Annotated in this window: 24 protein-coding genes; 11 read left to right on the forward strand and 13 right to left on the reverse strand. The window is 34.1% G+C overall.

What is annotated here, in order from left to right; translation table 11 throughout:
* Nucleotides 1–5: 5 nt before the first annotated feature.
* The 3 genes from MTX13_RS02460 to crcB all read left to right on the forward strand — a co-directional run bounded on the left by MTX13_RS02460 (nucleotide 6) and on the right by crcB (nucleotide 1,654).
* Entirely contained in the window at nucleotides 6–191 is a 186-nt protein-coding gene (locus tag MTX13_RS02460; RefSeq protein WP_250432832.1) for a hypothetical protein, read from the forward strand.
* A gap of 74 nt (nucleotides 192–265) precedes the next feature.
* Nucleotides 266–1,288 (forward strand): SRPBCC family protein, encoded by a 1,023-nt coding sequence (locus tag MTX13_RS02465; RefSeq protein ID WP_250432833.1) that lies wholly within the window; start codon nucleotides 266–268, stop codon nucleotides 1,286–1,288.
* A complete protein-coding gene (crcB, locus tag MTX13_RS02470) occupies nucleotides 1,289–1,654 on the forward strand; it encodes a fluoride efflux transporter CrcB (RefSeq protein WP_250432834.1) in 366 nt (121 codons plus the stop codon).
* 6 nt (nucleotides 1,655–1,660) lie between these two features.
* Here the strand turns inward: crcB and MTX13_RS02475 are convergent, their stop codons facing one another.
* Entirely contained in the window at nucleotides 1,661–2,263 is a 603-nt protein-coding gene (locus MTX13_RS02475; protein ID WP_250432835.1) for a DUF1684 domain-containing protein, read from the reverse strand.
* A 231-nt stretch (nucleotides 2,264–2,494) separates the two neighbouring features.
* Between MTX13_RS02475 and MTX13_RS02480 the strand changes: the two genes are divergently transcribed.
* Both MTX13_RS02480 and MTX13_RS02485 read left to right on the forward strand, forming a co-directional pair.
* The gene (locus MTX13_RS02480; RefSeq protein WP_250432836.1) at nucleotides 2,495–3,712 is read left to right on the forward strand and encodes an MDR family MFS transporter; all 1,218 of its coding nucleotides are present in this window, start codon (nucleotides 2,495–2,497) and stop codon (nucleotides 3,710–3,712) included.
* A gap of 88 nt (nucleotides 3,713–3,800) precedes the next feature.
* Nucleotides 3,801–4,208, forward strand: coding sequence for a hypothetical protein (locus MTX13_RS02485; RefSeq protein ID WP_250432837.1), 408 nt, complete (start codon nucleotides 3,801–3,803; stop codon nucleotides 4,206–4,208).
* A gap of 105 nt (nucleotides 4,209–4,313) precedes the next feature.
* On the opposite strand, the gene MTX13_RS02490 is transcribed toward MTX13_RS02485, so the two are convergent.
* A complete protein-coding gene (locus MTX13_RS02490) occupies nucleotides 4,314–4,757 on the reverse strand; it encodes an Lrp/AsnC family transcriptional regulator (RefSeq protein ID WP_250432838.1) in 444 nt (147 codons plus the stop codon).
* Nucleotides 4,758–4,875: 118 nt separating this feature from the next.
* Here MTX13_RS02490 and MTX13_RS02495 point away from each other — a divergent pair, with 118 nt between their 5' ends.
* A complete protein-coding gene (locus MTX13_RS02495; protein ID WP_250432839.1) occupies nucleotides 4,876–5,271 on the forward strand; it encodes a hypothetical protein in 396 nt (131 codons plus the stop codon).
* Nucleotides 5,272–5,289: 18 nt separating this feature from the next.
* Here the strand turns inward: MTX13_RS02495 and MTX13_RS02500 are convergent, their stop codons facing one another.
* From MTX13_RS02500 to MTX13_RS02510, 3 genes are all read right to left on the reverse strand, one after another.
* A complete protein-coding gene (locus MTX13_RS02500) occupies nucleotides 5,290–8,736 on the reverse strand; it encodes a methylmalonyl-CoA mutase family protein (protein ID WP_250432840.1) in 3,447 nt (1,148 codons plus the stop codon).
* Nucleotides 8,737–8,819: 83 nt separating this feature from the next.
* Nucleotides 8,820–9,521 (reverse strand): MBL fold metallo-hydrolase, encoded by a 702-nt coding sequence (locus MTX13_RS02505; RefSeq protein WP_250432841.1) that lies wholly within the window; start codon nucleotides 9,519–9,521, stop codon nucleotides 8,820–8,822.
* Nucleotides 9,476–9,775, reverse strand: a complete 300-nt coding sequence (locus MTX13_RS02510) for a hypothetical protein (protein ID WP_250432842.1) — start codon at nucleotides 9,773–9,775, stop codon at nucleotides 9,476–9,478. The genes MTX13_RS02505 and MTX13_RS02510 overlap by 46 nt, the downstream gene beginning before the upstream one ends.
* 42 nt (nucleotides 9,776–9,817) lie before the next feature.
* On the opposite strand from MTX13_RS02510, the gene MTX13_RS02515 reads away from it, so the two are divergent.
* Both MTX13_RS02515 and MTX13_RS02520 read left to right on the forward strand, forming a co-directional pair.
* The gene (locus tag MTX13_RS02515; RefSeq protein WP_250432843.1) at nucleotides 9,818–10,525 is read left to right on the forward strand and encodes a DUF4197 domain-containing protein; all 708 of its coding nucleotides are present in this window, start codon (nucleotides 9,818–9,820) and stop codon (nucleotides 10,523–10,525) included.
* 76 nt (nucleotides 10,526–10,601) lie between these two features.
* Nucleotides 10,602–11,510: a T9SS type A sorting domain-containing protein gene (locus MTX13_RS02520; protein WP_250432844.1), complete on the forward strand. Its 909-nt coding sequence runs from the start codon at nucleotides 10,602–10,604 to the stop codon at nucleotides 11,508–11,510.
* Nucleotides 11,511–11,565: 55 nt separating this feature from the next.
* Here the strand turns inward: MTX13_RS02520 and MTX13_RS02525 are convergent, their stop codons facing one another.
* A complete protein-coding gene (locus tag MTX13_RS02525; RefSeq protein WP_250432845.1) occupies nucleotides 11,566–12,066 on the reverse strand; it encodes a hypothetical protein in 501 nt (166 codons plus the stop codon).
* 260 nt (nucleotides 12,067–12,326) lie between these two features.
* On the opposite strand from MTX13_RS02525, the gene MTX13_RS02530 reads away from it, so the two are divergent.
* Both MTX13_RS02530 and MTX13_RS02535 read left to right on the forward strand, forming a co-directional pair.
* Nucleotides 12,327–12,524 (forward strand): Lacal_2735 family protein, encoded by a 198-nt coding sequence (locus MTX13_RS02530; protein ID WP_250432846.1) that lies wholly within the window; start codon nucleotides 12,327–12,329, stop codon nucleotides 12,522–12,524.
* A gap of 73 nt (nucleotides 12,525–12,597) precedes the next feature.
* Nucleotides 12,598–12,801 carry a Lacal_2735 family protein gene (locus MTX13_RS02535; protein ID WP_250432847.1) on the forward strand — a complete coding sequence of 68 codons (204 nt, stop codon included), beginning with the start codon at nucleotides 12,598–12,600 and terminating at the stop codon, nucleotides 12,799–12,801.
* Here the strand turns inward: MTX13_RS02535 and MTX13_RS02540 are convergent.
* Genes MTX13_RS02540 through prfA form a run of 3 tightly spaced genes read right to left on the reverse strand, consistent with a single transcriptional unit; the run spans nucleotide 12,764 to nucleotide 15,538 of the window.
* Nucleotides 12,764–13,561: an ABC transporter substrate-binding protein gene (locus MTX13_RS02540; protein WP_250432848.1), complete on the reverse strand. Its 798-nt coding sequence runs from the start codon at nucleotides 13,559–13,561 to the stop codon at nucleotides 12,764–12,766. The genes MTX13_RS02535 and MTX13_RS02540 overlap by 38 nt on opposite strands.
* A gap of 47 nt (nucleotides 13,562–13,608) precedes the next feature.
* A complete protein-coding gene (pyrF, locus tag MTX13_RS02545; RefSeq protein ID WP_250432849.1) occupies nucleotides 13,609–14,427 on the reverse strand; it encodes an orotidine-5'-phosphate decarboxylase in 819 nt (272 codons plus the stop codon).
* 34 nt (nucleotides 14,428–14,461) lie between these two features.
* Nucleotides 14,462–15,538, reverse strand: coding sequence for a peptide chain release factor 1 (gene prfA, locus MTX13_RS02550; RefSeq protein ID WP_250432850.1), 1,077 nt, complete (start codon nucleotides 15,536–15,538; stop codon nucleotides 14,462–14,464).
* A 410-nt stretch (nucleotides 15,539–15,948) separates the two neighbouring features.
* On the opposite strand from prfA, the gene MTX13_RS02555 reads away from it, so the two are divergent.
* Nucleotides 15,949–16,611 (forward strand): ATP-binding cassette domain-containing protein, encoded by a 663-nt coding sequence (locus tag MTX13_RS02555; protein ID WP_250432851.1) that lies wholly within the window; start codon nucleotides 15,949–15,951, stop codon nucleotides 16,609–16,611.
* A gap of 47 nt (nucleotides 16,612–16,658) precedes the next feature.
* Here MTX13_RS02555 and MTX13_RS02560 read toward each other — a convergent pair whose 3' ends face one another.
* The 4 genes from MTX13_RS02560 to MTX13_RS02575 form a co-directional block, all read right to left on the reverse strand.
* Complete coding sequence (locus MTX13_RS02560) at nucleotides 16,659–19,217, reverse strand: adenosylcobalamin-dependent ribonucleoside-diphosphate reductase (RefSeq protein ID WP_250432852.1); 2,559 nt, start codon at nucleotides 19,215–19,217, stop codon at nucleotides 16,659–16,661.
* A 165-nt stretch (nucleotides 19,218–19,382) separates the two neighbouring features.
* Nucleotides 19,383–20,351, reverse strand: a complete 969-nt coding sequence (locus tag MTX13_RS02565) for a DUF3078 domain-containing protein (RefSeq protein WP_250432853.1) — start codon at nucleotides 20,349–20,351, stop codon at nucleotides 19,383–19,385.
* A gap of 36 nt (nucleotides 20,352–20,387) precedes the next feature.
* Nucleotides 20,388–21,566 carry an AIR synthase related protein gene (locus MTX13_RS02570; RefSeq protein ID WP_250432854.1) on the reverse strand — a complete coding sequence of 393 codons (1,179 nt, stop codon included), beginning with the start codon at nucleotides 21,564–21,566 and terminating at the stop codon, nucleotides 20,388–20,390.
* 36 nt (nucleotides 21,567–21,602) lie between these two features.
* Complete coding sequence (locus tag MTX13_RS02575; protein WP_250432855.1) at nucleotides 21,603–22,301, reverse strand: Curli production assembly/transport component CsgG; 699 nt, start codon at nucleotides 22,299–22,301, stop codon at nucleotides 21,603–21,605.
* Nucleotides 22,302–22,418 lie beyond the last annotated feature (117 nt).

Below are 22,418 nucleotides of genomic sequence, written 5' to 3' on the forward strand. Positions count from 1 at the left end.
AAGATATGTTTACAAAAGGGCAATTAGTTTTTGGAGTATTATTTGCAATAGCTTTTATAGTTGCTCTTATTTATGCTTACCGCAAAGACATTAAACTGCACAACAAACACTACAAAGGTAGCTTATGGGTTCTTATTGCTTTTATTTCGTTTATTCTCTTTATTGTTACCATAAAATGGCTGTTTCAATAGCAATACTGTAAAGAATATTTTCTAAAAAAGCTTTAATAAATTAACTATCTTTGGTTAAACTACAATGACCAAAGATGAAAGCATTAAAATACATTTTATTTATAGTTCTAATTCTAGTTATAGGAATTTCAATCTATATAGCTGTGCAACCTAATTCCTTTGAAGTAAAACGATCTCGAACCATTAATGCCCCTGCTGCGGTAATTTACAATAATGTTATAGACTTTAAAAATTGGGAAACTTGGTCTTCTTGGGTTGAGAATGATCCTGAAACCGTCATAACATTAAGTGACAAAACCGATGGAGTTGGTGGTGCATTTTCATGGATAGATTCGCATGGTGAAGGCAGAATGAAAACTTTAGAAACAAATGCTCCACATACCATTACCCAAGAATTACAATTTGGTGATTTTGAACCTTCTCAAGTAACATGGAATCTTGAGCCTACTGAAGATGGAAAAACAAATGTCACCTGGAAAATGAACAGTAACAATGTACCTTTTGTTTTTAAAGCGAGTGCACTTCTAAATGGTGGATTTGATAATATGATAGGGCCAGATTATGAACGAGGGTTAGAAAAATTAGATAGTATTGTTATGGCATCAATGAGCGTTTACAATATAAATGTTCAGGGTGTTACAAATCATAGTGGTGGTTACTATATTTACAATACCACATCAAGCAAAATGAGTGATTTTAAAACACAAATGCAGCAAATGATGCCTAAAATTGGTAATTATGCCATGAAAAATAAAATCCCAATGGCTGGAGCTCCTTTTGTTTTGTATCACAAATGGGATGAGGCTAACAATGCAGTGATGTTCTCTTGCTGTATCCCAACAACAGCACAAGTTATAACTACTGAAAGTGATATATTAACTGGACAATTAGAACCATTCAAAGCCGTTAGAACGACGTTAACTGGAGATTACGAAAACTTAAAAGAGGCTTGGGATAAAACTTTTGAGTATATTGAAAACTATCAACTAACCATTGCAGAATCAGGACCTATGTTAGAAGTATATCTAACCGACCCTGGATCTACTCCTAATCCTGCTGACTGGGTAACAGAAATATATATCGCTTTAGCAGAATAAATGAAGAATTTAATTTTAGTTTTCATTGGAGGTGGTGTAGGTAGTGTTCTGCGTTATATATTAGGAAAACTCTTAAACAGTACTGAAACAGGGATTCCTTATGGCACCTTCGCTGCTAATATTATAGGAAGTCTACTTATTGGAATTATTCTCGGGTTAGCTGTAAAAAATGATGCACTTAACTCCAGTCAAACATTAATTTTGGCAACAGGTTTTTGTGGTGGATTCACAACGTTCTCAACCTTCGCTTACGAAAACCATGTTATGTTGAAATCGGGGGATTTTACAAGCTTTGCTATTTACACCATCGCAAGTTTTGCCATTGGTTTTCTAGCAGTATTCTTTGGAATGTTTTTAGTAAAGTAAGGTCAGTTAATGCTTTTTAAAAGCCTTTACACCAGCTTCAACGCGTGTATACAGCGTATTTTCTCTAGGTACAATAGGACAAGAGTATTTCTCGTTATAAGCACAATACGGATTATAAGCCGTATTGAAATCTATTTGAATTATATCACCTTCCGGAATTCTAGCCTCCACATATCTACCTCCAGAATAACTATCCTCGCCATTGGTATGGTCTAAAAAAGGTAAGAACAGATAATCTTCATATCCAGGTTTTTTTAACAAGTCTAGATTTTGATAAATATTAAGTTCGTGCTCTTTTCCGTTTAATTCAAAAACAATTGTGCCGTATTTAACATAATTGGCCAATCGTTCAGTTGTTGTCTTCATTTTAAAGGGCTTCTCGTCTGGTGTTCGTTTTAAAGTCGCCTTAACAACATAAGCAGAATCGAACTTAAAAAAATCCAAACCTTTAAAATCTTTTCTATCCTTATCTTTTAATGGCGATTTTGTAGCATCTTTAAAATCAGCATTCATTTTTTTTTGCCAATCAGTTTCACCTAAAATGGGTTGTTTATCTTGAGCACAGGCAAAGGTTGTAATAGCCAGAAATAGTATAAGGATTTGTTTCATTTTAAAAATTTTATGACTTCAAAAATACAACTTAAAGTTTTTTTACCTAGTTTTGGTTAACATTTTAGAAAACAATGAACAACTATATCGTAAAATATACGCAAAGACAAACCTCTTGGGAAAGATGTTGGACTGGCTATATATTATGATGATATAAACATATAATTAATCAATATAGAAAAGTCCGACGTAACCGTCGGACTTTTTATTTTTATAACATGCAATCAAAAAATGAAGAAACTATACTTTAACTATTTAAACACTTTTAAAGGCCTCTCTAAAGAGATTTGGTGGCTCGCTCTTATAACACTAATAAACCGAGCCGGGACAATGGTTATTCCATTTTTATCTCTATACCTAACCGAAGATTTACATTTTGAGCCTAAAGATGTTGGTTGGATTATGACTGCCTTTGGCTTGGGTTCTTTTGCTGGATCCTGGCTTGGAGGTAAGCTAACCGACAAAATAGGATATTACAAAGTTATGGTTAGAAGTCTTTTAACTACAGGTATTCTTTTTATTGGTTTACAGTTTTTAAACACTTTTGTCTCTATTTGTTTGGGTATATTTCTCGTAATGCTTGTGGCTGATATGTTTCGTCCTGCTATGTTTGTAGCATTAAGTGCCTATAGCAAGCCAGAAAATAAAACACGAAGTGTTACACTTATCCGCCTGGCTATTAATCTAGGGTTTTCAGCAGGCCCTGCAATAGGAGGCTTGATTATTACCACAATGAACTATTCAGGCCTATTTTGGGTAGATGGTATTACGTGTGTTTTGGCAACACTATTATTAATTAGAGTACTACATCCAAAAAAAGCAAAGCCATTGGACACAATAATAAACGAGAATCCGCAATCAGCTTATAAAGACAAAGCTTTCTGGATATTCTTGGTATCAATGACACTGTTTGGAATCATATTCCTGCAATATTTTTCAACAATGCCTATTTACTACAAAGATGTACACTTGCTTACCGAATTGGAAATCGGCATGCTTTTGGGCTTAAATGGTGCGTTTATTTTTATTTTGGAAATGCCGCTTATCAAATGGTTGGAGAATACCAAAAACTCAAAAGCAACACTCATGTTAGTGGGTGCATTTTTAACAGCCTTGAGTTTTTTAGTATTAAACTTGACTAGTTGGATAGGTGTATTATTGATAGGTATGTTGTTTATGACCATAGGCGAAATGATTGCGTTTCCATTTTCTAACGCATTCGCCATGGAACGTGCTAAAAAGGGTAATCAAGGGGAATACATGGCGCTCTACACCATTTCGTTTTCTATTGCACATATTTTTGGTCATAATGCTGGTATGCAATTGGTTGATAATATTGGTTTTGATAATACATGGTACATTATGACTGGGCTTGGTATCATTTGTGCTTTGTTATTATGGATATTAAAGCGATATTTAAAAGCTAAAAATGAATTAAGTTATGGATAGACCTTGGGAAAATCTACCAATATTTCAAAAGGCCGAAAGTATCAGAACACTCGTTGATTCCATTGTTGAAATTACTATGGAATAAGAGATGTTCTTTGAAACTGAAGAAGATGGCAAAATGATAGATGACAGTATAAACTATCTTGTCGATAACTCATTGCCTATTCCGTCGAACATTGTAGAAGCTTCTGACGAAGATGTTTTTTATGATATAAAAATGGAACATGCGACCATAATTAGAAAGGCTGCCAGAGATATCTTAACCGATTTATCAACTTTAGAGCATTTTGGGTTTAAAGACATCGAATATTTAGAAGTATTGCGAAATGAGATGGAAGAATTCAGAGTTTTATTTGCTGAATGGGTAAAAACATTCGACCCTTGGAATTATATGATAGATCGTTGGGGTTTGTTTAATCCACCTGGAATTAATTACGACGACCATGATTCTGATGATGATCTTCCTTTTAATGAATTTGAAGAAGATGAAGACTAAATTAATCTATTATAAGCTTATTAAACTATCTAAACAATAAGTAGACGTCAGTTCGAGTGATTTTGAGGAACGAAAAATTGTATCGAGAACCATGATATGTTAATACTATTTCAGCGGCTTAACAGGGTTATGTTTAATAACATGAGAGAGCACAATTTGTGTTTTGGTCTCACCATATACAATAAGTTGGTCAATAAAAGCCTCCAAATGTTTTTGGTTTTTTAAGACGACTTCCATAACAATGTTTTCATTGCCTGTAATACGATAACAGTTAATAACCTCATCATAAGTTTTAACCTTATCCAAAAATGGTTTTAGCATACCCATAAAAGCCCGAATGGTTATTAAAGCCTTTAGTTGATAGCCTGCTTCAAATGGCGAGACGGTTGTGTGGTAATCTTGAATAATTCCAAGGTCTTCCATTTTTTTTATACGTTCAGAAACCGCTGGCGAACTTATACCAACTTGCCTCCCAATTTCGGCGTTCGAGAGCCGCGCATTTTGCTGTAAACAGGTTAAAATTTTCCAGTTAAGCGAATCAATACTCATTTTAAAGTAATTATATGTAAATAACTTAATAATTAAATCAAATATACAATTTTACCTTAATAACTAAAGCAAAATATACTTTCTTGTCACTAATTTTGATGAAATTGCTATTAGAAACATGTTACCGAATATTCCATCAAATCTGTACTACCTGCCTATTTATCAAAAGGCTATGGAAATTATTACATTGTCCAGAAGTATTTCTACGTATTTAAATCAAGATCTATCATCTTTATTAGAAGATGGATCAGAAAACAGTCACATTTATTTTTCAGGTGATATTGTACAACAATCAGTGTCTTTAGCTCCAGAGATTGTTAAAGCAGAACAAGAGCGCCATTCCGATAAAAAGTACAAACATATGGCATCGGTTAAGCGACTAACCTACTTACTCAACAAAAACATAAAACGTTTAGAGCAATGTAATAGCAATGGCAAAGACTATCTTCCGCTTTTGAATTCTGAATTAAAAACGTTTAAAAAGTTACAACGTAGCTGGATGTTGACGTTATAAAAAGTTGTTTTAATAGATTTACATATTTCTTCGATACTGTCCTCCTACTTCAAACAAAGCTTCAGTAATTTGACCCAAAGAACACACTTTACAAACATCCATTAAGGCTTCAAAAATATTCTGATTGTTAATGGCTTTCATTTGTAAGTCTTTCAATAATGCTTTGGTATCATTTCCTTTATGAAGATTTTCCAAAGTTTTAATTTGGTGTTCTTTTTCTTCTTCTGTGGCACGAATTACTTCAGCTGGTTGAACCGTTGGAGAACCTTTAGAACTTAAGAATGTATTCACACCAATAATCGGGAATTGACCATTGTGTTTCAAAGTTTCGTAATACAAGCTTTCTTCTTGTATCTTGCTACGTTGGTACATGGTTTCCATAGCTCCTAAAACACCACCACGTTCTGTAATTCTATCAAATTCAGCCAAGACAGCTTCTTCAACCAAATCAGTTAATTCTTCGATAATAAACGAGCCTTGTATTGGGTTTTCATTTTTGGCCAAACCTAGTTCTTTATTTATAATTAACTGAATGGCCATAGCACGACGTACACTTTCTTCAGTAGGTGTTGTAATGGCTTCATCGTAAGCATTGGTATGTAACGAATTACAGTTATCGTAAATGGCATACAAGGCTTGAAGCGTTGTACGAATATCGTTGAAGTCAATTTCTTGTGCATGTAAACTGCGACCAGATGTTTGAATATGATATTTCAACATTTGGGCACGTGGATTGGCGCCATATTTATGTTTTAAGGCTTTTGCCCAAATTTTTCTGGCCACACGACCTATAACAGCATATTCAGGATCGATTCCGTTTGAGAAAAAGAACGATAAGTTTGGACCAAACTTATTGATATCCATACCTCGAGACAGATAATATTCTACGTAAGTAAATCCGTTTGCTAAAGTAAATGCCAATTGCGAAATAGGATTGGCGCCTGCTTCAGCTATATGATACCCAGAAATGGAAACTGAATAAAAGTTCCGCACATTATTTTCAATGAAATATTCTTGAACATCACCCATTAAACGTAAGGCAAATTCGGTTGAGAATATACAAGTGTTCTGCGCTTGGTCTTCTTTTAAAATATCGGCTTGAACCGTTCCTCTAACTTGAGCAATGGTTTTAACTTTAATGTCATTATAAACCTTTTCTGGTAATACTTGATCACCTGTTACGCCTAATAGCATTAATCCTAATCCATCATTACCCTCTGGCAAATCACCATTATATTTTGGTCGTTCTACACCTTTCTCCTTATAAATTTTGTTGATTTTTTCCTCAACCGCTTTTTCAAGACCTTTTTCCTTAATATAAATCTCACATTGCTGATCTATGGCTGCATTCATAAAGAAGCCAAGTAACATGGGTGCAGGTCCATTAATGGTCATACTTACTGATGTCATGACATCTGCTAAATTGAAACCAGAATATAATTTTTTAGCATCATCTAAACAACAAATACTAACACCAGCATTTCCAATTTTACCATAGATATCTGGTCTGTAATCTGGGTCGTTACCATATAAAGTTACACTATCAAAAGCTGTAGATAAACGCTTTGCTGGCATACCTTGACTCACATAATGGAAACGTTTGTTAGTACGTTCTGGACCACCCTCACCTGCAAACATTCTAGCAGGATCTTCTCCTGTTCGTTTAAAAGGATATAAACCAGAAGCATAAGGAAACTCACCAGGCACATTTTCTTGTAAGGTCCATCGTAAAATATCACCCCAAGCTTGATACTTTGGTAAAGCTACTTTAGGGATCTGGGTATGTGAAAGCGATTCAGTATGCGTTTCTAGCTTAATCTCCTTATCACGAACTTTAAAAGAATAAACTGGATTTTTGTATTTATTGACTTTTTCATCCCAACCAGTAATAACTTCCCAGTTATATGGGTCTAGATTTAATTTAACACGATCAAATTCTTTAAGTAATAGTTTTAAAAAGTCCTTATCGCTGTCATTCTGAACTTGATTCAAAATCTCATCTTGATTTAAACCCGATTTAATTATAATAGACTTTTCGACTGCACTTGAAGCAACATTAGCAACAGAACAAATAGTTTTATAAATACCATATAGTTTTTGAGCTACCTCAACTTGTTCATTGGCAGTTTTATCGTAAGCACGATTATTCTCGGCAATTTCTGATAAGTAACGCGTTCTAGCTGGTGGAATAACAAAAATCTTTTCGCTCATTTCATTAGAAATATGGAAAGTAGATTTTAAATCAGCATCTGTTTTCTCAACCAACTTATCCATAACTGCTTTGTAAAGCGTATTCATCCCTGGATCGTTAAATTGAGACGCAATAGTTCCAAATACAGGCAATTCATCTTGTGGTGTATCCCAAAGATTATTGTTACGCATGTATTGTTTTTTCACATCGCGTAAGGCATCCAGAGAACCGCGTTTATCAAACTTGTTTATAGCTACTAAATCAGCAAAATCAAGCATATCAATCTTTTCTAATTGTGTAGCTGCACCAAATTCAGGTGTCATAACATAAAGTGACAAATCAGAATGTTCAATAATTTCTGTATCAGATTGACCAATACCTGAAGTTTCAAGAATTATTAAATCGAATTCAGCAGCTTTTAAAACTTCCACAGCTTCATTAACGTATTTTGACAAAGCCAAATTAGATTGACGCGTTGCTAAACTGCGCATATAAACACGTGGTGAATTAATGGCGTTCATACGAATTCTATCACCTAAAAGGGCTCCTCCTGTTTTACGTTTTGATGGATCGACCGAAATTAAACCCACTGTTTTTTCCGGAAAATCAATTAAAAAACGACGAACCAATTCATCAACTAAAGAAGATTTCCCAGCACCACCAGTACCAGTTATTCCTAATACGGGTGTTACTGAATTTTTATTCTTCATGTGAATTTCATCTAACGCATCTTTCGCGACGTCTGGAAAATTTTCAGCAGATGAAATAACACGTGCTATATCTCTTGGATTTTTATTTGCTAATGTCTTCACTTCTCCATTAAGCGAGTCGCCAATAGCAAAATCAGATTGTTCAACCAAATCATTTATCATACCCTGTAAGCCCATTTCACGACCATCATCTGGTGAATAGATACGATCTATTCCGTAGTCCATGAGTTCTTTTATTTCTGAAGGTAAAATAACACCTCCTCCTCCTCCGAAGATTTTAATATGACCAGCTCCCCTTTCTTTTAAAAGGTCATGCATGTATTTAAAATATTCATTATGACCACCTTGGTATGACGTTAAACAAATAGCATTAGCATCTTCCTGAATGGCCGTGTTGACAACTTCTTCTACACTTCTATCATGACCTAAATGAATAACTTCAACACCTGTAGCTTGAATAATTCGACGCATAATATTAATTGAAGCGTCATGACCATCAAATAAGGAGGCTGCTGTTACAATTCTGACTTTATGTTTTGGTTTATATGGTGCTACTTGTTTCATGGATTATTGATCTGATTTTTTAGTGCGGCAAAATTACGAAATATTCAAAAAATTTGCCGCATATTTAATAATTATCTAACAGCCTATAATTCAAATACACTACCTTCTTTTGGGAAACGAAAGCCTAAATTTTGAATACTATCTTTCAACGGATGGGAATCCTTAATTGCAGGATTTGTATGATTGAAGTGAATAAAATGGATTTTATTTTTAGTAGCCTCGGATTCATTTTCAAACAACGTGGTCGTCTCACTGGTAAATGGATGCGGTATTTTGCTCATATCGCGCTCCAACTCACCATCAGCAAAAAAAGAAGCATCCAAAAACGCATAATCAACCTGATTGACTTCATCTATAATATCTCGTTCCCAAACATCCCATTTATCGATGTCTGGTATAAATAAAGCAGATTTGGTTTTACCTTCTATTTTATAACCAACTGTTTCTGAAAACTCATCCCGATGCGGCACTAAAAAAGGTGTAACCCTTAAGTTAGAGTTCAAAACAATCGTAGAATCATTATGCAGCGGACTAATATCAATGTTTTTTAACGTAATCAATTGACTCCACTGTCCGTTATTCTCAATGTACGACTTCATTCTTGGCATGGCGTAAACAGGTATGCTTTTTCCTCCAATAGCCTCTCTCCCAAAATACATTAAACCAGTATAATGCCCAATATGGGCATGGGTTAAAAACACACCATCAATAACTTTATTATTATTTAAATGGTTAGTTTTTAAATTTTCAACCTGCTCTGTAATATCTGGTGTAGCATCAAACAACCATTTTTTTTAGATTCCAAATCAACTAAACCCAAGCACGAGACCAATTTTCTTGTTTCTAATCCATCATGATATGATTGGCAACAGGATTTACTACAATCTATTTGTGGGTAACCGGCATCTTGAGCTATACCCAAAATGGTAATGTACTGTTTAGGCGTTACCTTTTTAACTTCAATTTCTGTTTTTAATTTTTCTTGGCAAGAAAACAATTGAATCAAGAATATAATGCACGATAATTGAATTGGTTTCATAATAATACTTTTATCTTTGCTAAAGATAACAAACCCCATACTATGCATCGTAACATTCTTTTCTTTATTAGCTTTTTAATACTTTCATCCTGTGCCGAATTACAACAAGTAATTGATGAACTTCCTGAAAACTCAACCGGAATTACAAATGCCGATATTGCAGAAGGATTAAGGCAAGCATTAGATAAAGGCATAGATGAACAAGTAACACTACTAGGAAACAAAGATGGTTTTTATGGTAATGAATTAGTTAAGATATTGCTACCTGATGAACTTAAAAAAGTTGATAAAGCGTTAAGAGATATTGGTTTAGGTAATTTAGCCGATGAAGGCCTTAAAGTTTTAAATAGAGCTGCCGAGGATGCCGTTACTGAAGCAACCCCTATTTTTGTTGACGCTGTAAAAAGCATAACTTTTAATGATGCGAAAAACATCTTGTTGGGAGATGACAGATCAGCAACCACATATTTAGAAAGCAGAACGCAAACAAGTCTTTACAATAAATTTCATCCTATCATAAATAATTCATTTGCAAAAGTCGGAGCTGATGATATTTGGACAAACTTAATTAATAAGTATAACGCTATACCATTTACAAATAATGTTAATCCTGATTTAACAGATTACGTAACACAAGAAGCGTTAAAAGGTGTTTATACCATGATTGCTATTGAAGAAAAAGAAATTAGAACCAAAGTATCGTCCAGAACCACTGATTTATTACAACTGGTGTTTGCTTTACAGGATTAGTTTATGAATAAGTTTAGTTTTTAACGCTATTTTTGATTATATTGTACTCATTATTAATCGATTAAGTGACAGCGTTATGAATAAAAACTACTTTTTTACAGTTCTTTTTACATTACTAGCTTTGACGGGATTTTCTCAAATAATAGACGATGATTTCGAATCGTACAATTTAGGCCCATTCCTACCAACTGCACATTGGACCAACTGGAGTCAAAACCCATCACCTTCAAACAATGCAGAAAACATAATTATATCTGACACACAAGCAAGCTCTGGAACCAAATCTGGATTTATTGGTAATGGTGGCATTCAAGACGCTATATTGCTTCTAGGTAATTTATCATCTGGACAATATACTTTAGAATTTAATATGTACGTCCCATCTGGAAGCGAAGGTTATTTTAATATCCAAGGTACAATTCCAGGAGGAGCTTTATCTGGCATTTGGAACTCTGGAGACATTTACTTTAACCAAGGAAACGCAGCTCCAGGTGTAGGGATTGATTTAGCTACTAACGTAACCTTTAATTTCCCTCATGATGTTTGGTTTCCTGTTTCAATTGCATTTGATTTAGATTCTCCATCTCATACCTATCAAATGACTATAAATGGTACGGTTGCTAATCCAATTCCTACTGATTTTCAATCAGACCCTATATTGGGAGGAATTGATTTCTATTCTGCCAGTTCTTCAACTACTGCTTTTTATGATGATATTGTTTTTGATGTAACCAGTTTAAGTGTAGATGAATTTTCTAAAGAAGAAGTTAGTGTTTATCCTAATCCCGTTCTTGATAGGCTAAATATAGAATCCACTTCACCAGTTACGAGTATTTCTATTTATAATATTCTTGGTAAAAAAGTAAAAGAAATACAGTCGGACAATCCGATTAAAGAAATAGACATGACATCTTTATCTAACGGCATTTATTTAATAAAAGTAAGTGCAGAAAATAAAACCCAAACAATTAAAGTTATTAAATAAGTTTTTTAAATTCATAAAATAAAAAAGGGAGAACTAGTTCTCCCTTTTTATGTCTTTATTTTTTTCTGTAAAGCCCATCGAAAGCGACAGTAACATCTTTATCATTTGTAATAGTTTCCCAATATTGCCGCACTGAACCGTCTGGGTTTAAAGTCCATGTTACACGATGGTAAAATGGTTGTCCCTTTTTATTAAATTCTTGGTCAGTTTTTAAAATCATTTGATTACCCACCCGGTTCCCTTTTAAATGCAAATTTCCCCCTCTATTATCAACCCATATCTGCTCCCATTGCTCTGTTTTATAATTATAAAAATTAGTGCTGGTGCCAGTAACTTTACCGTTAGCACTAGCCCAATTTTCACGTAACATACAATTATCTTGGAGTTTTACAATAGTATTTGTTCCTGCCTTAGAACCGTCTGGATTAGTAACATTCCAATCTCCTATCCAGAAATCAAATTCAGCATGTTTCTCGGTACAACAAATACAATTTTCTTTTTGTGCAAAAACAGATACACCCAAAAACATTATAACAGCAAATAATACATTTTTCATAATAAACAGTTTAGTGCCAAAAAGTTATTAAATGATATTTAATATAATGCTAATATTAACATAACATTAGTTTTTGAAATATCTCGCAAATTTGCAGTGTTCTCATAAAAGAATTTACAACCCAAAATTTGGATTAGTAAGAGTTAGTTAGTTAAAAAATCGGTCTTTCTTCAAGTCCGATTTTTTTTGTCACAAATTAGCTTTTTAGTTTGCTGAATTACAATATTTTAAATATATTTAAAATTCCATTGGGCTTAAAAATGAAAACACTAACCGAAATCAAAAAACAAAAACTTAAGCTGCAAAAACGCTACAAGCAACTTATTGAACAAGCTTATAATTTAAGACAAACCGATTCGGCTGAAAGTGATATCTCCGAATACCAAGCCTTACAATTACTTGACAAGTTAAATCGTTTAAATTTTTTACATAGAGACAACATGAAGCCCTCTCTTTAAAAATTACCAAAACTTTAACTTTACACCATATCCACCACAATAATCATATACGTATATAATATAAACATACGATATGAGCCCACAATTTTGTAAAATAGGCAGGTCAAGTCCTATATCTAAAGAAATTTTAAAATTAAGAAAACGCTATAAGCAGCTAATTGAGCAAGCTTATAACATTAGCATGACCGATGCTGGATTAAGTGACATTCTTTACTACAAAGCCTTTAAAATCAAGAAGGCTATTTTTGAATCGAATAATAGTCATGCAACTTTTTAAAATATTCAAAAGCCTTTATTAATCTGCTTCCATACCATGAAAACATTTCGCCATCAACCAAAAGGATTTTGGCGTTAGGAAATTTAGGCTTTATGAATTTAGAATGATCTTCATTAAAAGGAAACGGTTCTGTTGAAAGCAAAACCATATCAACCTCTGGGTATGATATTTCCAAGCTTACTTCAGGATAACGCGATTGATTCCCAAAAAAATTCTTAAACCCATTAAGGTTAAGCATGTAATTTATGAAGGTGCCTTTTCCAACTGCCATCCAAGGATCTTTCCAAATAAAATAAGCTACTGAACTAGTAGATTTTGTTTTAATAAAAGACTCAAACTTACTCTGCTCGTCTATTATTTTTAAAACTATTGATTTAGCGTTTTTTTCAACTCCAAACAGCTCACCATACATTTCAATAATTTCCAAGCAACCCCCAATAGTGTTAATATCGCTAATGTGTACAGCTGCTAGTTTCTCCAGATCCTGTATCATTTCTTGAGTATTTTCTTCCTTATTACATAAAATGATATCTGGATCTAATGCCCTAATTTTATTGCAATGTACATGCTTAGTACCACCAACAATAGTGGCTTTATCTCTTATATTTTTTGGATGCACACAAAACTTTGTTACGCCAACTAAAAAAGATTCCAACCCTAAATCACAAATAAGCTCGGTAAGGCTTGGCACCAAAGACACGATTCGAGTTGGCGATTTTGAAAACACTAACGTTCTATTTAATTGATCGGTGAACTTCATTTAAAAGATTCCTTCGTCGTTTCACTCTCTTGAATGACAATTGTATTTTAATTCGCTAATAAAACTGCTTCCATTTGCCTTTGAAGTCCTAAAGCTTTTAGTGAAGCAACCTCGGCGAAATCTTCCTTATTAGAGGCATAAATAATACCTCTAGAAGAATTTATTAGTAATCCTATTTGTTCTGTCATGCCATACTTACAAACATCCTGTAAACTACCACCTTGTGCACCCACTCCAGGAACAAGAAGAAAACTTTCAGGAATTATTTTTCTAATATCGGCTAAATACTCCGCTTTAGTAGCTCCTACAACATACATAAGGTTTTGAGAATTGCTCCAAGTCTTCGACTTTTCTAAAACCTGTTTATAAAGCTCAACTCCACTAACGCTCTGTGTTTGGAAATCGAATGCGCCTTGATTGGAAGTCAAGGCTAACATAATAGTATGCTTATTTTTAAAAGCGAGGAATGGCTCAACAGAATCTTTACCCATATATGGCGCTACGGTAACACTGTCAAAAGCTAAATCTTCAAAAAAGGCTTTGGCATACATACTACTGGTGTTTCCTATATCTCCTCGCTTGGCATCGGCTATGGTAAAGATTTCAGGATAATTGGCATTAAGATAATTGATGGTTTTTTCCAAGGCTTTCCAACCTTTTATGCCATAAGCCTCGTAAAAAGCCGTATTGGGTTTATAGGCTACGCACAAATGGTTTGTTGCGTCTATAATAGCTTTATTAAAGGCAAAAATAGGGTCGTCTTCTTTTAATAAATGCTGTGGAATTTTATTTAAATCAACATCCAATCCTATACAAAGAAAGGATTTCTTTTTTCTAATTTGTTCAGTTAGTTGTTGTGTTGTCATGCTATAAAAAAAGCCTCAAAAAAGAGGCCTTGAATTAAATATGTTCGTCGCTAGCTTTTAACTTTTCAGTGTTTTCAGCCAACATAAGTTCATCTATTATTTTTTGAAGGTCACCATTCACAATATTTTGTAAATCATAAAGCGTTAAACCAATTCGGTGATCGGTTACACGCCCTTGCGGATAGTTATAGGTTCTAATTTTGGCACTTCTATCACCAGATGAAACCATACTTCCACGCTTGGCTGCATCTTCTTCTTGTTTTTTAGCCAATTCCAAATCATACAAACGTGATCGTAAAACCTTAAAAGCCTTTTCTTTGTTTTTATGCTGTGATTTTTGATCTTGACATTGCGCCACCAATCCGGTCGGAATATGCGTTAAACGCACAGCCGAGTACGTTGTATTAACCGACTGACCACCTGGACCAGATGAACAGAAGTAATCAATTCTTACATCTTTCGGATCGATTTCCACATCAAATTCTTCAGCTTCAGGAAACACCATACACGTCGCTGCACTAGTATGTACACGACCTTGCGTTTCAGTTTGTGGCACACGTTGCACACGATGCACGCCAGCTTCAAATTTTAAAGTTCCATAAACATCTTCACCAGATACTTCAAATTGAATTTCTTTAAATCCACCGTTGGTACCTTCGCTAAAATCAACTGTGTCAACCTTCCAACCCTTACTTTCGCAATATTTAGAATACATTCTGAATAAATCGCCCGCAAAAATACTAGCCTCATCTCCACCTGTACCAGCGCGTAATTCTACAACAGCGTTTTTTGAATCTTCAGGATCTTTCGGTATTAATAGAAAACGGATTTCTTCTTCTAATTTAGGGATACCTTCTTTAGCTTCATCGTATTGCATTTTTGCCATTTCCACCATTTCATCATCGCCGCCATCAGCAATAATTTCTTCAGCTTCCTTTAAATTATTAGTCAATTCTATATAAGCATCACGCTTATCCATTAGAACACGTAAATCCTTGTACTCTTTATTTAATTCCACATAACGCCTTTGGTCTGATATAATATCTGGCTGAATAATTAAATCACTCACCTCATCAAAGCGCTGTTTTATAATTTGAAGTTTTTCTAACATTTACCAATTTAAATTGTGTGGCAAAAATACGATAATTTATGAATTGATAGTTTTTTGTTGTAATCAAAATATTTATTCTTGCTTTAGCTAAAAATAATACTTCTGGATTTACGTTTTTATTTTATCATGCAACGCTTTGGGGCTATACTGTTGTTTTATAAGCCATACTTTTTATGGTCCATTGGGATTAACATTTTTCTATTAATTGTTAGCCCAAACATTCCGCCTATATTGATTTCAAAATTTTTCCTCGTTGTTTTTCTATGGTACATTATAACTGAAACACGGTCCAAACGAAAGTTGATTTTTTATAACAATTTAGGAATCTCATCACTCAAATTATTCGGTACTATTTTTTTAATTGATATCTTTATAACATCTTGCTTTTTATTATTGGTTAAAGAGTTTATATGATTTTAGAGGTAGACAATGTTGAATTAAATTTTTCCGGAAAACGCATTTTAAACGGTATTTATTTAAAGGCAGAAACTGGTAAAGTCACATCTATATTAGGTAGTAATGGCTGCGGAAAAAGTTGTTTGCTTCAAATTATATTTGGCTCTTTAAAACCAAAGTATAAACTTATTCGCTTGAATAATGAGCCTTTTTTGAAACCCTTATATCGCTCCAAAAAGATTTCGTTTTTACCTCAACATCATTTTGTTCCCGATCAGATCAAAATTGGAATGGCTTTTAAGCTATATCAAGTTGATTGGGATGTATTTATTAATAAGTTTCCCCAGTTTGAAATTTTTAAGAATACGCGATTTAACAGATTATCGGGTGGTGAACGTCGGGTTATAGAAATTTATTTAATCCTCAAAAAAGCAAGTCAAATAGTATTGTTGGACGAGCCTTTTAATGGTGTTGCACCATTGTATATTGAAACGATACAGACCATCATAAATCAAGAGAAGAAACATAAAATTATTATCCTAACCGACCATAGATATACCGAAGTTATTAATGTTTCTGATACTATCTACCTAATAACAAATGGCTGTAGTAAGCTTATAAATAATTTGAGTGAATTAAAAGATTACAAATATCTTACACAAGACATTAGTCATTAAAAAAAGGAAACCAACTGGCTTCCTTTTTATTAAAAATTTTAATTATTCTAACCGCATTTAGAAGACCCACAATCCTTACAGGTTAAACAACCTTCTTGATAAATTAAATTTTCGGATTGACAATTAGCACAGGTTTGACCTTTTACTTTAGTACCATCGGCTACATAACGTTTTAGAGCACGACCTACACCATTTTTCCATGTGTTAATAGACTCACTATCTAGCTGAAGACTGTTAATTAACTCTACAATGTTATCAATAGGCATTCCATGACGCATAGTACTTGAGATTAATTTGGCATAATTCCAAAACTCTGGATTAAACTTATGCGACAAGCCTTCAATAGTGGTTTTGTAACCTCGTTTATTTTGATATTGAAAATCGTATCGCGACGTACCATCGCTATTTCGGTTTTTAATAATGAGGCCATTTTCTACCCAACGCGGAATTAAAATACCGTCTTCATCATCTGCTAAGCCAGTAAATATTTCATAAGGCTTTCCATCAATCAATCCAATAAAGGCAATCCATTTTTCTTTTTTATTCTGAAAGCGCACAACATCAGCCTCTAAAATCTCTGGTCTTTTTACAGGGAAATTCGTTAAGGTTTCTGTTTGTTCCTCATCTTTTTTGTCATCGTTAGAAATCAACACACCCGAACGTGAACCATCACGATAAACCGTAACACCTTTACAGCCAACTTCCCAAGCCTTTAAGTATAATTCACCCACCAATTCTTCACTCACGTCGTTTGGTAAATTGATGGTCACACTTATTGAATGATCCACCCATTTCTGAACAGCACCTTGCATGGTCACTTTACTCAACCAATCCACATCATTTGAAGTGGCTTTATAATAAGGCGATTGCATAACAATAGCATCTAATTCGTCTTGAGAATAGTTTTTTGAAGTATCGATGTCGTTGACTTCCATCCATTGCTTGAATTTATGGTGAAAAACCACATATTCTTCCCACGAATCACCAACTTCATCTACAAAATCAACTCTTACATTTTTATCATTAGGATTAACTTTTCTCCTGCGTTTATAAACGGGCAAAAACACGGGTTCAATACCTGAAGACGTTTGTGTCATTAAGCTTGTTGTTCCTGTGGGTGCAATGGTCAATAAAGCTATATTACGGCGACCATACTCGAGCATATTATAGTATAACTTTTCATCTTCAGCTTTTAGACGTTGAATAAATGGATTATTTTTTTCTCTATCCGAATCGAAAATGGAAAAAGCACCACGTTCTTTAGCCGTTTGAACAGAAGCTCTGTAAGCTTCAATTCCTAATGTTTTGTGAACTTCGACAGAAAAATCGTTACCTTCCTGACTACCATATTGTATTCCCAAGGCAGCCAACATATCGCCTTCGGCAGTTATACCAATTCCCGTACGACGACCTTCTTCAGCTTTCTTTTTAATATTTAACCATAAGTTTCGCTCTGTAGCCTTAATATCATCCAGCTCTGGGTCAGCATCAATTTTTTCTAAAATTCCGTCTATTTTCTCCAGTTCTAAATCAATGATATCATCCATTATGCATTGCGCATAAACCACATGCTGCTTAAACAATTCAAAATTGAAAGTAGCCTCTTTTGTGAAAGGTTTTTCTACATAAGAAAATAAATTGATGGCCAATAAGCGGCATGAGTCGTAAGGACAAAGTGGTATTTCTCCACAAGGGTTGGTTGATACCGTTTTATATCCTAAATCGGCATAACAATCTGGAACCGATTCGTTAATAATAGTATCCCAAAACAAGATTCCAGGCTCAGCAGATTTCCATGCATTATGCACAATTTTTTTCCAAATACCATTCGCATCAATGGTTTTGGATAATTTAGGGGAATCACTGAAGATAGGATATTTCTGTGTGTAACTAGCATTCTCTTTTACGGCTCGCATAAACGCATCATCAATTCGAACCGAAACATTAGCTCCAGTTACTTTTCCTTGTTCCAATTTAGCATCAATGAAATCTTCTGAATCAGGATGGTTGATTGAAACCGACAACATTAACGCACCTCTACGCCCATCTTGTGCAACTTCACGGGTTGAATTAGAGTAGCGCTCCATAAACGGTACAATACCTGTAGAGGTTAAAGCCGAATTTTTTACAGGCGAACCTTTGGGTCTAATATGTGATAAATCATGACCAACACCTCCACGACGTTTCATAAGCTGCACTTGTTCTTGGTCTATCTTCATAATACCACCGTAAGAGTCAGAATTACCATCATTACCAATAACAAAACAATTAGAAAGCGAAGCGGTTTGGTAAGGATTACCAATTCCTGCCATCGGACTCCCTTGAGGTACGATATATTTAAAACTCTTTATGAGATTAAATACCTCATCTTCTGATAACGGATTGGGATAACGTGATTCTATTCGGGCAATTTCTTTAGCAATGCGACGATGCATATCGTTTGGTGTAAGTTCATATAAATTGCCATGCGAATCCTTAAGAGCATATTTATTTATCCAAACTTGTGCAGCTAAATCATCTCCATTAAAATAGTCAATGGACGCTTTTAAAGCTTCTTCTTGAGTAAACGTTTTTTCTGTAACATTAGGTTTAATTTGTGTTGGCATGTGAGGGTTTAAGTTTTATTTTTTAATAGCTTTTTACAAGATGTAAATAAAGCAAAAAAAATAAACTTAAAACATGATAAAAATCATAAAGTTTACAGATTTTATTTTTAATTTATTGATATTCAATTATTTAAAATTTATCAACAAAAAAAAGTTAACAAATTTTTAAAACCCTACTATCACGCCTACTCCCAGAATTTGCTTCCATTGAACTCGCGCACCTTCTTCCGCATATTCAAGTTCATCATTTTCAGGATCCTCAACTTCAACCAATAACTTAACGTCGTTATCATACTTTAAATGCGACCCTAAAGTAGCCCTAACAAAACTGTTTACCTTAAAATCAAAGACTAATTCCCAGTCAACATCAATATTTCCAAAATCGTTGATGTAGTCCGTATAAAAACTAACTAAATTTCTAATAGCTATGTTCTGAAAAATTTCTGCCTCGTAGGCACTAGTTAATAAAATCCCTAATTCATTCCTAACACGCTCACCTTCTGCAATCAAATTCCCATCATCATCAAATTCGGCCGGAGCAACACCAAAGGAGCCTGCATTAGACAAATCTTCATCCAAAACAAAAGTTGACTTTAGCGTTAATGGCGAAAAATAGGTTGAAAGTTTTTCAATATTTTTACCATATTCTACCCCTCCTCCCACAAACAAATAACCAGGAGCCATAAATTTAGAAATAACATTATCAGTATTAGGATAATTAAATCCTTTTGCAAATTGAGTCTTAAAGCTAAATCGTGCCGAATAATACCAATTCGTGAATTTGTTTTTACGATACCCTAGACTGGAACGTACCTCAAGTAAATCATCTGTTTTTCTTAATTCTTGGTTTTGCTGACTGTTAACACCATATCTAGCATCTAAAAGATTATCCCAAATAAAATGACGGTATTGATACTTCAAAGTACTTTTAAGAGCAAAAAGGGCCGCAATAGAATTCACACCTCCAGAATTCCAATTAACAAAAGCCACCTGATTAATATCAACACCAAATTTATTGTCTTGATGCCAAATAGGTTTCAATGGAATAGTAGCCTGCTTAAAAAACAAAGAGTCTGGTTGGGCAAAAACTTTAGAAGAAATTATAAAAAAGAAAATAACTACAATTCTAGTCATAGTTAAAAAAATATTAAACGTTAGCTATTAATCAAATTAGTATACAAACTCACCAAATTCACTTTTTATTGTAAGCTTCTTCTTTGGACCTGATTCTACATGACCAATTATTTTGGCATCTACATTAAAGGATTTCGAAATTGACACTATATCATTAGCCACTTCTGGGGACACATAAAGTTCCATTCTATGTCCACAGTTAAACACTTGATACATTTCTTTCCAATCTGTTTTGGATTGCTCCTGAATTAATTTAAATAATGGAGGTACATCAAATAAATCATCTTTTACAATGTGCAAATCATCAATAAAATGAAGAATTTTTGTTTGGGCACCTCCACTGCAATGCACCATACCATGTACAGTTTCTTTATTAAACTTATTTAAAACCGCTTTTATTATAGGCGCATATGTCCTAGTTGGCGACAACACTAATTTACCGGCATCAATTGGAGAACCCCCTACAGAATCCGTCAACTTCATTCCTCCAGAATACACCAACTCTTCTGGTACTGAAGCATCAAAGCTTTCGGGATATTTTTTTGCTAAATAATTATGAAATACATCATGCCTTGCAGAAGTAAGCCCATTACTTCCCATTCCACCATTATACTCGGTTTCGTAAGTTGCCTGACCGAAAGACTCTAGCCCAACAATAACATCACCTGTTTTAATATTGGCATTATCTATAACATCAGCTCTTCTCATTCGGGCAGTAACAGTCGAGTCAACAATAATAGTTCTAACCAAGTCACCCACATCAGCTGTTTCTCCACCTGTAGAATAGATAGTTACACCAAACTCTTTTAAATCTTGAATTAGCTCTTCAGTTCCGTTTATAATTGCCGAAATAACCTCACCCGGAATACGATTTTTATTCCTTCCTATAGTTGAAGATAGCATGATATTATCTGTAGCACCAACACACAACAAATCATCTATATTCATAATTAAAGCGTCTTGAGCTATACCTTTCCAAACCGAAAGATCTCCAGTTTCTTTCCAATACATATACGCCAACGATGACTTTGTTCCTGCACCATCGGCATGCATGATAAGACAATGCTCATCACTATTGGTTAAATAATCTGGAACAATTTTACAAAATGCCTTAGGGAATAAGCCTTTATCAATATTTTTAATGGCATTGTGCACATCTTCTTTTGATGCAGAAACACCTCTTTGCGCATAACGCTTACTTACTTCTTGACTCATGGAACTAGTTTGAAATGCAAAAATAGGAATTGTTATCTATTTTTGGGAAGTAATTGGATTTGTTTTGATTACTGATGGAACATTTTCCAGTAATTTTTGCTTTTTCTTTTGACCACCAAAATAAAAGTTAAGTCCTATAGCCATTCGCCAGTAGGCATCATCAGTTTCTCCAAATATCCTACCATCAACCTCATCGCTAAATACAGCATTATAATCTGAATACAACGTTAAACCTATGCCCTCGTAAACAATGTATTCAACACCTACACCCCCTTGAACCTTTGGAGCAACTTCGTTAAAATAATTGGACGCATGAATTCCGCCGCCAAAATAAGCGAATGGAGAAAAACGTTCATGAGGAAACGGCAACACCTCAACATTCATATCAAAAGACATATAGCCATTATTAAACAAATCTTTATAAGCTAAATTAAACTTATGATATCCTATATCAACACTAACATACGGGATGATGTAGCGTTTATATCCAAAATGCCAATACACATCAAAAAGCGGATCTGGATAATCACCGTTTATTACAGATGAACCAATAGAAATATCTATTACATTTGTTCCTCTGTAATCATAAAAATCTGTTTGAGGAATACTTGATGAACTTGTAGTCTTAATATCATCTTGGGCAACTAGAAAATTAACACTAAACAAACAAGCAAAAAGAAATACAGAGCTAAAGACTTTAAACTTGCTAAACATATGCTTTATTAACATTGACATAAAAGTTTTACAAAAATATCTCGCGCAATATAACAAAAGCTTTTATATCACTAATAACGAGAAAGATAAATAATTAAAATAAAAAATCATGGTAATATAAACCATGATTAAATATAA

Source organism: Hanstruepera flava, from assembly GCF_023634025.1.
Lineage (GTDB): Bacteria > Bacteroidota > Bacteroidia > Flavobacteriales > Flavobacteriaceae > Hanstruepera > Hanstruepera flava.

Bases quoted from the DNA above. Each gene is read 5' to 3' on its own strand.
- MTX13_RS02460 (WP_250432832.1), top strand. From the start codon at position 6: ATGTTTACAAAAGGGCAATTAGTTTTTGGAGTATTATTTGCAATAGCT.
- MTX13_RS02465 (WP_250432833.1), top strand. From the start codon at position 266: ATGAAAGCATTAAAATACATTTTATTTATAGTTCTAATTCTAGTTATA.
- crcB (WP_250432834.1), top strand. From the start codon at position 1,289: ATGAAGAATTTAATTTTAGTTTTCATTGGAGGTGGTGTAGGTAGTGTT.
- MTX13_RS02475 (WP_250432835.1), bottom strand. From the start codon at position 2,263: ATGAAACAAATCCTTATACTATTTCTGGCTATTACAACCTTTGCCTGT.
- MTX13_RS02480 (WP_250432836.1), top strand. From the start codon at position 2,495: ATGAAGAAACTATACTTTAACTATTTAAACACTTTTAAAGGCCTCTCT.
- MTX13_RS02485 (WP_250432837.1), top strand. From the start codon at position 3,801: ATGTTCTTTGAAACTGAAGAAGATGGCAAAATGATAGATGACAGTATA.
- MTX13_RS02490 (WP_250432838.1), bottom strand. From the start codon at position 4,757: ATGAGTATTGATTCGCTTAACTGGAAAATTTTAACCTGTTTACAGCAA.
- MTX13_RS02495 (WP_250432839.1), top strand. From the start codon at position 4,876: ATGTTACCGAATATTCCATCAAATCTGTACTACCTGCCTATTTATCAA.
- MTX13_RS02500 (WP_250432840.1), bottom strand. From the start codon at position 8,736: ATGAAACAAGTAGCACCATATAAACCAAAACATAAAGTCAGAATTGTA.
- MTX13_RS02510 (WP_250432842.1), bottom strand. From the start codon at position 9,775: ATGAAACCAATTCAATTATCGTGCATTATATTCTTGATTCAATTGTTT.
- MTX13_RS02515 (WP_250432843.1), top strand. From the start codon at position 9,818: ATGCATCGTAACATTCTTTTCTTTATTAGCTTTTTAATACTTTCATCC.
- MTX13_RS02520 (WP_250432844.1), top strand. From the start codon at position 10,602: ATGAATAAAAACTACTTTTTTACAGTTCTTTTTACATTACTAGCTTTG.
- MTX13_RS02525 (WP_250432845.1), bottom strand. From the start codon at position 12,066: ATGAAAAATGTATTATTTGCTGTTATAATGTTTTTGGGTGTATCTGTT.
- MTX13_RS02530 (WP_250432846.1), top strand. From the start codon at position 12,327: ATGAAAACACTAACCGAAATCAAAAAACAAAAACTTAAGCTGCAAAAA.
- MTX13_RS02535 (WP_250432847.1), top strand. From the start codon at position 12,598: ATGAGCCCACAATTTTGTAAAATAGGCAGGTCAAGTCCTATATCTAAA.
- MTX13_RS02540 (WP_250432848.1), bottom strand. From the start codon at position 13,561: ATGAAGTTCACCGATCAATTAAATAGAACGTTAGTGTTTTCAAAATCG.
- pyrF (WP_250432849.1), bottom strand. From the start codon at position 14,427: ATGACAACACAACAACTAACTGAACAAATTAGAAAAAAGAAATCCTTT.
- prfA (WP_250432850.1), bottom strand. From the start codon at position 15,538: ATGTTAGAAAAACTTCAAATTATAAAACAGCGCTTTGATGAGGTGAGT.
- MTX13_RS02555 (WP_250432851.1), top strand. From the start codon at position 15,949: ATGATTTTAGAGGTAGACAATGTTGAATTAAATTTTTCCGGAAAACGC.
- MTX13_RS02560 (WP_250432852.1), bottom strand. From the start codon at position 19,217: ATGCCAACACAAATTAAACCTAATGTTACAGAAAAAACGTTTACTCAA.
- MTX13_RS02565 (WP_250432853.1), bottom strand. From the start codon at position 20,351: ATGACTAGAATTGTAGTTATTTTCTTTTTTATAATTTCTTCTAAAGTT.
- MTX13_RS02570 (WP_250432854.1), bottom strand. From the start codon at position 21,566: ATGAGTCAAGAAGTAAGTAAGCGTTATGCGCAAAGAGGTGTTTCTGCA.
- MTX13_RS02575 (WP_250432855.1), bottom strand. From the start codon at position 22,301: ATGTCAATGTTAATAAAGCATATGTTTAGCAAGTTTAAAGTCTTTAGC.